The 12,262-nt window shown below is 67.0% G+C and carries 11 protein-coding genes and 1 pseudogene; 4 read left to right on the forward strand and 8 right to left on the reverse strand.

Annotated elements, in window-relative coordinates:
* The 3 genes from ACTT8P_RS29065 to ACTT8P_RS29075 form a co-directional block, all read right to left on the reverse strand.
* On the reverse strand, positions 1-481 hold a 481-nt coding region (locus ACTT8P_RS29065), incomplete at its 3' end, for a roadblock/LC7 domain-containing protein (protein WP_442834763.1).
* A 17-nt stretch (positions 482-498) separates the two neighbouring features.
* Entirely contained in the window at positions 499-1,662 is a 1,164-nt protein-coding gene (locus ACTT8P_RS29070; RefSeq protein ID WP_442834764.1) for an ATP-binding protein, read from the reverse strand.
* 363 nt (positions 1,663-2,025) lie between these two features.
* A complete protein-coding gene (locus tag ACTT8P_RS29075) occupies positions 2,026-2,427 on the reverse strand; it encodes an SDR family NAD(P)-dependent oxidoreductase (RefSeq protein WP_442834765.1) in 402 nt (133 codons plus the stop codon).
* A 57-nt stretch (positions 2,428-2,484) separates the two neighbouring features.
* On the opposite strand from ACTT8P_RS29075, the gene ACTT8P_RS29080 reads away from it, so the two are divergent.
* Positions 2,485-3,936 (forward strand): hydrolase, encoded by a 1,452-nt coding sequence (locus tag ACTT8P_RS29080; RefSeq protein WP_442834740.1) that lies wholly within the window; start codon positions 2,485-2,487, stop codon positions 3,934-3,936.
* A gap of 175 nt (positions 3,937-4,111) precedes the next feature.
* Positions 4,112-5,752 carry a cellulase family glycosylhydrolase gene (locus ACTT8P_RS29085; protein WP_442834741.1) on the forward strand — a complete coding sequence of 547 codons (1,641 nt, stop codon included), beginning with the start codon at positions 4,112-4,114 and terminating at the stop codon, positions 5,750-5,752.
* Here ACTT8P_RS29085 and ACTT8P_RS29090 read toward each other — a convergent pair.
* On the reverse strand, positions 5,724-6,005 hold the full coding sequence (locus ACTT8P_RS29090; RefSeq protein WP_442834742.1) for a DUF397 domain-containing protein: 282 nt from the start codon (positions 6,003-6,005) through the stop codon (positions 5,724-5,726). The genes ACTT8P_RS29085 and ACTT8P_RS29090 overlap by 29 nt on opposite strands.
* Positions 6,002-6,229: a Scr1 family TA system antitoxin-like transcriptional regulator gene (locus ACTT8P_RS29095; protein WP_442834743.1), complete on the reverse strand. Its 228-nt coding sequence runs from the start codon at positions 6,227-6,229 to the stop codon at positions 6,002-6,004. The genes ACTT8P_RS29090 and ACTT8P_RS29095 overlap by 4 nt, the downstream gene beginning before the upstream one ends.
* Positions 6,230-6,273: 44 nt before the next feature.
* Between ACTT8P_RS29095 and ACTT8P_RS29100 the strand changes: the two genes are divergently transcribed.
* The gene (locus ACTT8P_RS29100; RefSeq protein ID WP_442834766.1) at positions 6,274-6,519 is read left to right on the forward strand and encodes a hypothetical protein; all 246 of its coding nucleotides are present in this window, start codon (positions 6,274-6,276) and stop codon (positions 6,517-6,519) included.
* On the opposite strand, the gene ltrA is transcribed toward ACTT8P_RS29100, so the two are convergent.
* From ltrA to ACTT8P_RS29115, 3 genes and pseudogenes are all read right to left on the reverse strand, one after another.
* Positions 6,490-8,274 carry a group II intron reverse transcriptase/maturase gene (gene ltrA / locus ACTT8P_RS29105; RefSeq protein ID WP_442834744.1) on the reverse strand — a complete coding sequence of 595 codons (1,785 nt, stop codon included), beginning with the start codon at positions 8,272-8,274 and terminating at the stop codon, positions 6,490-6,492. The genes ACTT8P_RS29100 and ltrA overlap by 30 nt on opposite strands.
* Before the next feature lie 555 nt (positions 8,275-8,829).
* Positions 8,830-10,614, reverse strand: coding sequence for a reverse transcriptase domain-containing protein (locus ACTT8P_RS29110; RefSeq protein WP_442834745.1), 1,785 nt, complete (start codon positions 10,612-10,614; stop codon positions 8,830-8,832).
* Between the two features lie 746 nt (positions 10,615-11,360).
* Positions 11,361-11,660: pseudogene (locus ACTT8P_RS29115) on the reverse strand (helix-turn-helix domain-containing protein); the annotation flags it as partial.
* A 389-nt stretch (positions 11,661-12,049) separates the two neighbouring features.
* Between ACTT8P_RS29115 and ACTT8P_RS29120 the strand changes: the two are divergent.
* Positions 12,050-12,247: a hypothetical protein gene (locus ACTT8P_RS29120; protein ID WP_442834746.1), complete on the forward strand. Its 198-nt coding sequence runs from the start codon at positions 12,050-12,052 to the stop codon at positions 12,245-12,247.
* The last annotated feature ends 15 nt before the right edge of the window (positions 12,248-12,262 follow it).

The raw sequence follows: 12,262 nt of genomic DNA on the forward strand, positions 1-12,262 counted from the left end.
CCCCCGCCACCTCGGCGATCACCTGGTCCAGTTCCGGGATCACGAAGCCCGGCGGGGTGGTGCCCGCCGACAGCCCCGCGGCGTCCTGGGCCCGCTCGGCGGCACCCTCGCCGCTCACCCGCGGCGGCGCCGTGAGGTTCTCACCGAGCCGGGCCACCAGCCGGTGCATGCGGAAGGAGATCTGCTGGAGGTCGACGTCGGGCTCGGCGGCGGCGGCCAGATACGCGCCCTGCCCGGCGCCGATCAGGAACGCCCAGCCCTCGGTGAACTCGACGACGGTCTGGTTCCACCGCCGTTCGGCGGCCGGCCCGGCGAAGTGGGCGGTGGCCTTGGACAGCGCCTGCATGCCGGACATGGCGGCGGAGATGGTCCGCACGTCCTTCTCGGCCAGGTCCTCGGTGGCACCGCGGGGCAGTCCGTCGGCGGACAGCACCACGGCGTGCCGCGCTCCCGGCACGTTGTCCACGATGTCCCGGACCATCCACGACATGTCTTGGTTCACGCCTCTTCAGACCCTTCGGGCGTCGGTGCTGCGAGGTCCCGGCCGCGAAGCGTGCCGCGCTGGAGCCCGCCCAGACCGCGGCGGGGCGCCCGGATGGGGGTGATCGGCCCGTTGCCCTCGTTGCCCTGGACACTCTCGACGGGCGCCTGCCGCGCGCCCCGCTTGGGCAGCCCGTGCGCGGTGCGGGAGGCCGGCTCCTCGGTGTCCTCGACCCGCCGGATTCTGCGGACCGGGGCTTCCTCGGTGGGCGGCGGGGTGATGTCCTCCATGGTCCACAGCTCCTCGGGCAGCAGGACGACGGCCCGGACACCGCCGTAGCGGGAGACGCCGGTGACATCCACCTTGAATCCGTAGTGGCGGGCGATCAGACCGACCACGGGGAAGCCGAACTTGGGCTGGGTCCCGAGCTGGGACAGCTGAGGGGGAGTGTCACCGGACAGCAGGGCGGTCGCCTTCTGGCGCTCCTCGTCGCTCATGCTGACGCCGGCGTCGTCGATGATGATGCACAGGTTCTTCTGGACCTGCTGGAAGGTCACCTCGATCGGCGCGTCCGTCTGGGAGAAACTGGCGGCGTTGTCGAGCAGTTCGGCCACCGCGAGGGCGACCGGCGCGACGGCGGACGCCTTCAGCGCCATCCCGTTGTGCTGCATGACCGTGACCCGCGAGTAGTTGCGGATCTGGCCCTGGGCGCTGCGCACGACGTCGTAGACACTGGCCGGCTGGGTACGGCGGCCCAGCGGCGCGCCGCACATGACCGCGATGCCCTGCGACTTGCGGGCCATCTGGGCGTTGGCGTGGTGGACGTCCAGCAGGTCGGCGAGGACCGGGTGGCCGCCGTACTTCTGCTGGATGCCCTCCAGGATCATGGTGGCCTCGGCGGTGAGGCTCTGGAGCAGGCGGGCGGCGCCCTTCAGCACCACCTTGGTGTTCTCCTCGGCCGTCCGCTCGGCCTCGCGGATGGCGGCGTCCTGCTGGTGGAGCACCTGGCGCAGCTCGGTCTCGCTGCGGGCGAGGCTGCCCTGGAGATCACCCAGCTGTCGCTTGGAGTCCGCCAGTTCGGCTTCCAGCCGCCGCTTTCTCGCTTGCAGGGCTCTGCTGCGGACGATCAGGATCGCGGCTGCGACGACGGCTATCGCCGCGACCGCAGCCAGGCACCATATGAGCACGTCTCGATTCATAGAAACCTTCCCGGCGCGTGGCATGCAGGCATCCGCGGACAGGCCTCGGGGGATCCGCGTGACATCCGCAGGGAGCTGCATCACCGCTGTCGCGCGATGCGCAGGCCGACCTCGGATCAGCACCAAGCCGAGTGGATCAAGGTCGTGAACGCGGGAAGGCTATCACCGCGCGTCACCTTGCGAAGGGGTACCCCTCTGTGCCCAGAAAGGGCGGCAACGCGTCGGTCACGCGGGAATGTTAAGAGGTGTTCCGGCCATCCGATGGCCAACCGATGGCCGGAAACCGCCTCTTCGGTGCCGCGCCCCGCGTGCGTGCGGCGAATCTTCACAGGAAGGACAGGGGACTTACATCTGCGAACCGCCGCCGTCCACGGCGAGTTCGGCACCGGTGGTGAAGGTCGCCTCGAAGGCCAGGAACACCGCCGCCCTGGCGAACTCCTCGGGCGTCCCCACCCGCCCCATCGGATTCTCGGCGGCCATCTGCGCCTTCATCTGCTCGGCGGCCTGGGCCGGCATGGTCTTCAGCAGGATCCCCGAGTCGATCGGCCCGGGGCTGACCGCGTTGACCCGGATCCCGCGCGGCAGCAGCTCCCGGGCCAGGCCGCGGGTCATCGACCGGACGGCCGCCTTGCCGGCCGCGTAGGCGCTGAGCGCGGGCAGGCCCAGCACGTTGGCGAGGGTGGTGAGATGCCCGACAACGCCCCGCCCCGGACCGCACGGGGCAGCCGGTCCCGCCTCTTCGGGCAGCCGCTGTGCCCCACGGCTTCCTGACTCGGCACCACAGCCGCGTTTAACGTCCAGAAAGTGAGCCTCTGGACTTCCCTCGAGCCCGCCTCCGCCACCGTGGACCCGGGTGGCAGTACCTCAGTGCGGCTGCGGGTACGCAACACCGGTGACGTGGTGGACGAGTACCGCTTCGAGTCGGTGGGCCCCCTCGCGCCGTGGACCGTCGTGGAGCCGCCGTCGCTGCGGCTGTACCCGGGGACGACGGGGACGGTGGAGCTGACGTTCGCCCCGCCGCGCACGCCGGACGCGACCGCCGGCCCGAACCCGTACGCGGTGCGGATCACGCCGACCGAGCACCCGGAGGCGACGACGGTCCCGGAGGGGAACCTCACCATCACGCCGTTCACGGAGGTGCGGGCGGAACTGGTGCCGCCGACCGTGAAGGGCCGGTTCCGGGGCAAGCCGCGGCTGGCGGTCGACAACCTGGGCAACACGCCGCTGACGGCGTCGCTGAGCGGCAGCGACCACGGCGACCACCTGTCGTACGACATCCACCCGGGCAATGTGCGGATCGAGCCGGGCCGCGCGGCGTTCGTGAAGACCACGCTGAAGCCGAAGCAGATCGCCTGGTTCGGCTCGAAGGAGGACCGGCCCTACACCCTGGCGGTGCAGCGGTCCGGCGTGCCGTCGCTGGACGTGCCGGGCACCTACGTGCAGCGGAGCTTCCTGCCGCGCTGGCTGGCCGCCTTTCTCAGTGTCTTCCTCGCGCTGGCCATCGCGCTGGTGATGCTGTGGATCGCCTACAAGCCGCAGACCCGCACCGCCGCCACCGAGCTGACCCAGGAGGCCGGCCTCAGCACGCTGGCCCCCTCCGCCTCGGCGTCCCCCGAGGCGCTGAAGGCCCCGTCCGCCGAGGCGGTGGTGCCCGAGGTCCCGACCGAGACCGAGTCGGCGGACGCGGCCGGCGCCGGGGCCGGCGCGGGCGGCGGCGACTCCGGTTCCTCGGAGCAGAAGGAGACCAAGGCCCCGGAGGACACCGCCGCGACCGCCGTCCAGCAACGGGCCGCGGACGAGCCGGACAAGCAGCACATCTGCTACCGCGTCTACACGCCGGAGGAGGGCTGGACCGACCCGGTGTGCGACGGACAGATCGCGGGCACCCCGGGCTCGGGCACCGCGCTCATGGCCGCCAACATCGCCGTCTCCGGCACCAACGGCACCTCCGGCGCCGCCTACGTCCACGACTCCGCGTCGACCAACGGCGAGGGCTACTGGCCCGACCCCTGGTCCAACGCCGCCGACGGCGCCGACAACTACGTCGGCAGCACCGACGCGGACGCCCCGAAGATGCTGGGCTTCACCATCAACGTCGACGCCGGCAAGGACACCGTCTGCCAGTCCGGCTACACCCACGACGCCGCCGGCTGGCTGGCCCTGGCCTGCGACAAGCCCGGGGACGCACTGGACTTGACCTACGCCGGTACGCATGACAACGAGTCGTGGATCGAGGCGGTCAAGCTCACGGTGTGACGGCCGGAGAGTGAACAGTGGGCAGGGCCGGTGCGGCGGGACCGGCGGAATTTCGGGATGCCGCGAGTCTTGACGTGTTCCTGACGTCCTGGCTTCATGGGAGCGCTCCCACATTTTCCCCTTCCCCCGGCTTTCTTGCCTCACTCCAGGAGTCGCAGTGAGAACAACAAGAAGCATGCCCCGTACCGGCACCGCCTTATGGGCGGCCCTGATCACCCTCCTGGGCCTCCTCGCCCTCTCCCCGCCCGCCGCCCACGCCGCCGCCGAACCCCCCACCGCCGCCGCGACCGGCCTGCACATCGCCAACGGCCGTCTCCTCGAAGCCAACGGCAACGACTTCGTGATGCGCGGCGTCAACCACGCCCACACCTGGTATCCGGGCGAGACCCAGTCCCTCGCCGACATCAAGGCCCTCGGCGCCAACACCGTCCGCGTCGTCCTCTCCGACGGCTACCGCTGGTCCCGAAACACCCCCGAGGACGTGGCCGCCGTCATCGCGAGCTGCAAGGCCAACCGCCTGATCTGCGTGCTCGAAGTGCACGACACCACCGGCTACGGCGAGGACACCGCCGCCGGCACGCTCGATCACGCCGCCGACTACTGGATCAGCCTCAAGGACGTCCTGGCCGGCCAGGAGGACTACGTCGTCGTCAACATCGGCAACGAGCCGTGGGGCAACACCGATCCGGCCGGCTGGACCGCCCCCACCACCGCCGCGATCCAGAAGCTGCGCGCGGCCGGCTTCGAGCACACCATCATGATCGACGCGCCCAACTGGGGCCAGGACTGGCAGCAGGTCATGCGGACCAACGCGCAGACCGTGTACGACGCCGACCCCACCGGCAACCTGCTCTTCTCGATCCACATGTACAGCGTCTTCGACACGGCCACCGAGATCACCGACTATCTGGGCGCCTTCGTCACCGCCGGACTGCCCATCGTCATCGGCGAGTTCGGTGGCCCCGCCGACGCGTACGGCGACCCCGACGAGGACACCATGATGGCCGCCGCCGAGCAGCTCGACCTCGGCTACCTCGCCTGGTCCTGGAGCGGCAACACCGACCCGATCCTCGACCTGGTGCTCAACTTCGACCCGGCGCAGATGACGTCCTGGGGCGAGCGCATCTTCCACGGCGTGAACGGCATCGCCGCCACCGCCGAGGAGGCCACGGTCTTCGGCGGGTCCGCGCCGGACACCCAGGCGCCGACGTCCCCCGGCGCCCCTGTCGCGTCCGCCGTCTCCGCGACCTCGGTCACCCTCACCTGGCCCGCCGCCACCGACAACACGGCCGTCACCGGCTACGAGGTGGTCCGCGTCAACGGTGCGGCGGAGACGGTGGCCGCGTCCTCGACGACCACCACGGTCACCGTCCCGTCCCTGACCGCCGACACGGCGTACACCTTCGCCGTCTACGCCAAGGACGCGGCCGGCAACCGGTCCGCCCGCTCGGCCACGGTCACCGTCACCACCGACGAGGACACCGGCACGCCGGGTGCCGCCTGTTCGGTCGGCTACCGCGTCGTGGGCGAGTGGCCCGGTGGCTTCCAGGGCGAGATCACCGTCCGCAACACCGGCACGGCGGCGGTGAGCGGCTGGACGCTGGGCTTCACCTTCCCGGCGGGCCAGACCATCACCAACATGTGGGGCGGTACGCCGACCCAGAGCGGTGCGTCGGTGTCGGTCGCCGCGGCGTCGTACACGGCGTCGATCTCGACGGGCGGCTCGGTCACGGTGGGCTTCACGGGAACCAAGCTGGCCACGAACGCGGCACCTACGGGCTTCGCCCTCAACGGGACGGGGTGCTCCGCAGGTTGAGAGGGGCGGTGAACGCCGTCCAGGCGTCGGGGGACACGGTCAGGGGGTGCCTGGCCGTGTCTTTCGAGTCGCGGACGAGGACGGTACGTCGTTCGATGGCGACCTCGACACAGTTGTCACCGGAGCTGCCGCTGTAGCTGCTCTTGAACCAGGCATGAGGGACGGGCTCGGGGCATACAGCGACCTCTACGCAGTTGCCTCCGCCGCCACCGCTGTAACTGCTTTTGACCCAGGTCGGCTCGATGGCGCTCATAGTGCTCCTCGCATCTGCTTCAGCAGGATCATGGTGGCCTCGCGGCCAAGGGCCGGTGAACGCAGCTTGCCATAGCGCTGGAGCATGACGCTGACTTCTTTCGGAGACGTGATCAGGATGCTGGACTGCTGGCCCTCGGAGTAGCCCACCCACTCGTGCTTGGTCGTCTCTGCCAAGTACATCAGCCCATCGATGCCCGCGTGGTCGTACTGACGCAGCGGCATCACCTGGAGTTCGGCTTCTCCAACCCGAGCCGTACATCCGCGCCATCTTCGAGCGACGGCTTCCGCCACTCTCCGACGAGCAGATCGAACGACAGGTGGCGGCACGGCTCGAGCGGCACAGGCGCTGCTTGAGCGGCACATGGGCGGGCCGGAGATCACACGTCACCTGCTCGATCACTTGCTGGAACAGAGCGGGCGCCGGAACGTGCTGCGTCCCCGCCCCCTCAGAACCGGGCGAGCGAGTTTCCCCGCACCACGGCTCAAGCAAGCCCCGAGGGCGTTCGCAGTGATGCAGATTCCGCGGTCCTCTTGCGCATTCTGGCTCGGAGGCCACGTTGGCAGGAGGCGTGTACCAGGCGTGTGCGCGGTCCGTCCGGCGCGCCATGTCGCCCGTGGTGAGTGAGGTAGCTGGCGGCCACCGCTCTACGGACGGTGTTCAGCCACCACCGCTCCCATTCGTGCGGGGATTGTGGGGGCTGATTGACGGTGAGGATGTAGTCCCCGCAGAGCGGACAACGGCCTTCCTGCTTGACAAGCAGGTTCAGGTTGTAGTTGTCCAGCGGGGGCTTGACCTTCCTCCGTCTTTTGGCCCAGTAGTCTTTCAGGTCGGGATCGTCAGGTGACGCTCCGCCGGTGACCAGCTGGTGCCGGACGATATTCGTCCAGGAGAACTTGACCACATGGAAGGTGCCGCCGCTTTCGCTAGTACAGCTGCGATCGCCGAACACCCAGTAGTCGTTCCTGAACCTGTTGAACTTGCCGTAGTAGCGGCGCACGATCCACTTCTTCGGCTTGTTGGGGTGGGAGTGTCTGGCCCACTTGTAGGTGAGCCGCCACACATGGTTATCCAGTGTCGAAAAGATCCGACTGGACACCACCCAACGGTAGTAGGCCGCCCATCCCCGGATAATCGGGTTGAGCTTGGCGGTGACCGCCACCACGTTCGATCCGCGAAGGTTTCGCATCTCGTCCGTGAGCCTCTTCCGTAACCGCATGACCGCCTTATTGCTAGGCGTGATGATCAGCTTGGAGTCTTTAAACCGGCGGAGCGTGAACCCCAGGAAGTCGAAGCCTTCGGAGAGATGCACAATGCGCGTCTTCTCCTCATTGAAGGTCAGACCCCTGGGAGCCAGCCACGCCGCAAGCTGCGCCTGGACCTGTTCCGCCTGTTGCCGGGAGTGACAGCAGGCGACCATATCGTCGGCGTATCGCACCAGTACCGGAGCCCCACGCGCCGTTTCCCAGGAACTACGTCCAATGGTCCGGTAGCGGACTCCGGCGGCTTCCTCCAGCCCGTGGAGTGCGATGTTCATCAGGAGCGGACTGATCACGCCGCCTTGAGGGGATCCCTCTTCGGTAGGCGTGAGCAGGCCATTCTCGACCACGCCCGCTTTCAGCCATCCCCGGATCAATTCCCTGGCAGGGAAGGACCGGATCGCTTCGAGCAGTGGTTCGTGGCCGATCCTGTCGAACGCGGCGGACAAGTCGGCGTCCAGAATCCACAGCCTCTTGGCCCGGGAGCCCTTCAGCGTGGAGTACAGAGCACCGATGGCGTCCGCGCAACTGCGGCCGGGCCGAAATCCGTAAGACCTCGGCTCAAAGCGCGCTTCCCATTCGGGTTCCAGCGCGTTACGGACACGGGCTTGATGGCACCGGTCCATAATCACGGGGATACCGAGTGGTCGCTGTTTTCCATTGGCTTTCGGAATGTACACTCGTCGGACCGGCAGCGGGTTCCAGGACGAGCGCGTATGGTGCACGCGCATCGCTACCTCCATCCTGCTCTCGGGCGACAGGGCAATCTCCCCGTCGATCCCGGCCGTTCGACGACCCGCGTTGCGCTGGGTCACCTGCCGCACACTGATCAGCGTGTTCGACCATGACCTCAGCATCAGTTTCTGCAAGGACCGGGCCGTGGCCCAGTCCTGTTCCTGCGTCGCCTTGAAGATCCTCTGCCGCAGCCTCGCTACGTTGTCCTCGTGGTGACGCCATGCGACGTCGTCCCAATTGGCAACGTCCTTCGGTCCGTTCACCGTGGTGTCCAACTTGTCCCTCGGTTCGGGAGGCTTCCGGCCTCGGTTTTCAAAGGCTCACCAGCCCACGTCAGCTCCCTTTCGGGACCGGCCGCGAGGACCGGCATCCGGCCGGTTCCCCGTGACTGCCGCCTGGAGGGGCGACCATGTGTCCCGAGTCCCGCCGCCTTTCGGCTGCCGGCGTCTGCTTCTTGGGCTTCCTGTCCCGCCGAGGAGTTCCGCCCCTCTTACGATCGGCCTACCGAGCCCAAAGGCCCGGACCCCGACGGGGTTTCCACGTTCCGCGCACACGAGATACGGCCGGGGTGGGCGCCCCTACACCCCGGGGCCAGCGGTGTTCCCACGACCGGTGGATCGTCCCCGGTCGCCGCTCGCCGCCTCCTCCAGCGGCTAGGCCCTGCACCCTGGTCCTCGTCCCGTCTCCCAAGGTTTGGGCTAACGAGGCATCATCGGGGGTTCACTTGCGGTGAAGTAGGCCGCCGACGAGGTGCCTCCAAGGAGGTCCTTTTCCGACGGCCCCTTCCCGAACGGTACGTGCGCCTTTCAGCGCATACCGCTCTCCAGTGACTATTTCAAGGGAACGACGGCGAGTCGCCCGGCGTGGGTATTCTCGTGGCAGGGTCGGCAGATGACGAGGGTCTTGCGCCGACGCATGGCCATCATGCGCACCCATGCGGGCTTCTCGGTGCGGCCTGGCTTGTTCAGGTCCGCGAGCTTGCTGATGTGGTGCACCTCCAATCTCTTGGGTGAGCCGCACAGCTCGCAGCTTCCGGCGAGGAGCCTATGAATCAACTCATTGCCGGTGGTTGCCAGGATCGGAGCCCTGTCTATGGGCTTCGCTTCTTTCTGCCGTTTCAGCGGGATTCCGCCGAACCACGCGATCAGCGGTTTCTTGTCCTCACCGCGTTCGATGACGACACGGAAGCACACCCGTGGCCCCTCGGGGGTCTCCAAGACGGCCTTGTATTTACGAGCCGTCGCGGAAACAGTGGCCTGGTGCTTTCCCGCCAATGTCTTCAGCAGTGAGGTCTCCATGACCCAGCGCAGCCTGCCGAGACGGTAGACGTTCGCAGCCAGGAGATAGTACTGAACTACACCTCGATATTCGGCCTGATATTTGCTGATGATCGTGAAGTCCTGATCTTGCAGCATTTCGGGCCGACTCGCTGGTTCGCCGCAGCGCATATACAAGGAACACCTGCGCGTGATCGCTTCCTCGGGAACACGCAGTCCGATCACGCCATTGACGGATCTCCGACTTCGAGTGAGCCGGTCATTGGCATGCTGGGCCACTATGTCATAACCGAGGAAGCGGGCCTTCTCTGTGCGAGCGTGGGTGATCAGCGTCTTCTCTGCGGAGAGTTCCAGTTTGAGTTCGTCACGCAGGAACTCCCCGATCCGCTGCTTGATCTCCACAGCCTCGGCCTTCGGCCCGCTGAATCCGAGGAGAATATCGTCGGCGTACCTTACGTAACGCAGCCTTCGGTATGTCGGGTCCCGTGGGTCCTGACTCGGGAGGGTTCGTCGGGCCTGTGACAACTCACGTGCCGACCGTCGATCCCCGCGTTTCCGCGCCCGTCTGATTGCGTTTTCGATCCTCTTGTATTCGAGGTTGGTCTTCCGAAGCTTCCCCCGGTTGTACTCCGGCAGCAGCACGTTTTCGACAAACTTGTCCAACCGGTCAAGGTAGATGTTAGACAGGATCGGACTGGCCACCCCGCCCTGCGGTGAACCGCTGAGCGTTGCGTTCCATTTCCAGTCCTCCAAATACCCGACCGTCAACATGTTGCTTATCAATCGCAGGAACCGGCCATCATGGATCTTTTCACCCAACGTCTCGATCATCACCTTGTGGTCAAGGCGATCAAAGCATTGAGTGATATCTCCCTCGATGAACCAGCTCGACCCCGTCCACGTGTCCACGATTTCGTTTAACGCGGTGTGGCAGCCTCGAAGGGGGCGGAACCCATGAGAGTGGTCCGAGAACTGAACGTCGTAGTACGCATTGAGTAACATGCGCACGACTTCAGCCAGCAACTTATCCGACCATACGGGTAATCCTAGAGGCCGACGTTTCCCGTTGCGCTTGGGGATATAGATACGCCGGGCCGGACTCCACCGGTACCGCTCGTTTCGAACGGACTCGATGATCACGCCTATTTTCTCTAAGGACATGCCGTCTGCGGTCTCTCCGGTGACACCAGGGGTCATTGCACCCGCATTGGAGTACAGCTTCCCGTAGGCAGCCAGGTAGAGCTGCGGGTTGAACAGTTGTCGATACAGTCGTTCCAGCGGCAGGCCACGCCTGCCGCGTTCACGAATAACTTCCAGAACCGCTTCGGCGTTCTGCATTACGCAGACCTCACGTATCTGGTCAGTCCAGTCACCTGCGCCACTTTGCCCTGTGTCCGGCTTTCCCGGACCCCCTGGCAGGTCGTTACTCCTGCGACTACTATTGGCGCTCCGTCACCATAGGGCTCGCGCCCCTTAGGCGATCCCGCGGTACGTCCCTGTTGCACGTCCGAGCGCGACTTAGGCAACCCACTCATCCCCTTGACTGCCCTCACTGGGCATCACCCGCCCCACGGAAGTTGCATCAGCAGGCGAACAATACTGACGCACGAGGCGGCACCGGTTACAGACGTCATTCCGGTGGGCGCGGACATTCACCGATCGGGAATTAGGCTTCAAGCAGTTTAGCTTTTGCCGTATCGCACGGATCTCGCAGCACCCCGCCTTGACGCCTTCGCGCGGTCGCTGCTTTCCTGGCATGCTGCGGTCCCCTTAACCTTTCGATCTCAGGTTAGCCATTAGATCCATGAACGTTCTTCCGAGTTCATTCCGGCTGAGCCGGAGATACAACAGGGCGCCTCACGGCGCACTTCGCCCGTCCGGCCTTCCCCTCGCCCGGTTGTTCCCCCAGACGGAGCGGGGGCCCTTGGGCTTCTTCCCTGGGCTTCGCACCCTCACAAGCAGGACCTGTGAACGCACGCCAGGGCGGGGACTGATCTCGAACACTGATCAGGAACTACGCAACCGGTCTATAACCGGCCTCCAATCTGCGAGTTCACTCGAAATGCGCGACTTCGTGTCGCACCGATCCCCGCCCACTGCCGGAACCAGGAGGCCAGCCCCGCCTTCCGGGTCAGGCTCCGTGCCGCCGCCTTCAGTACCTTCGCGGCGGCGGTGCCCAGCGCTTCCTCCGACCGCTCCAGCAGGGCCCCCGGCGGAAACCGCTTCCCCTGCTCGATCTTGGCGATGTACGGGGCCGAATACCGTACCCGCGGCGCGAACTGTTCCTGCGTCAGGCCGGCCTCTTCCCGCAAAGCCTTGAGTACCGCGCCGAACGTCTTCAGACTGTCCGACAGTTCCGGCTCGCAGCCGTTGTCCGTCGTCATCGCCGCCGCCTTCCACTGTGCCGAAGGCTCATCGGCACGTACAGCGACCGACCCGGTCCAGCGAGTCAACCCATACAGTGCGATCTGTATCGGCGCCGGACCTGCCGACCAGGCCGCCCGCACCGGCACCTTGTCCCGCATGAACCAACGCTTTTCCGCCACCCGGCGCGGTGCCCGTCTCGCCCGGCTGCTGGCCGCGCAGCAGCTCGCCGGGTGGGGACACCCGCACGGCACCGAGGCGCACGACACCGTCGTCCTCGTCGTCGCGGAACTCACCGCGAACGCGGCGCTGCACGGCCGGGTCCCCGGACGGGACTTCACCCTCGCGCTGTCCTACGACCCGTACCGCGACGTCGTCCGGGTCGAGGTGACCGACACCCACCCTGCCCGTGCCCGGCACCCGCGCCCCGGACGGGGACGGCGGCCGGGGGCTGCTGCTGGTCGGTGCGCTCGCCGCCGCCTGGGGAGTGGACGACCGTCTCGGACCCGGCAAGACGGTGTGGGCCGAGTGTGCCGTGCCCGTTCACCGCCCCGTAAAGTGCGAGGTCCTCGCCCCGCACCGCCAGACTCAAGGAACCGAGCCGTGAACCGCGTCCCCTCCC

This window comes from Streptomyces sp. JW3, assembly GCF_052216785.1.
Classification (GTDB): domain Bacteria; phylum Actinomycetota; class Actinomycetes; order Streptomycetales; family Streptomycetaceae; genus Streptomyces.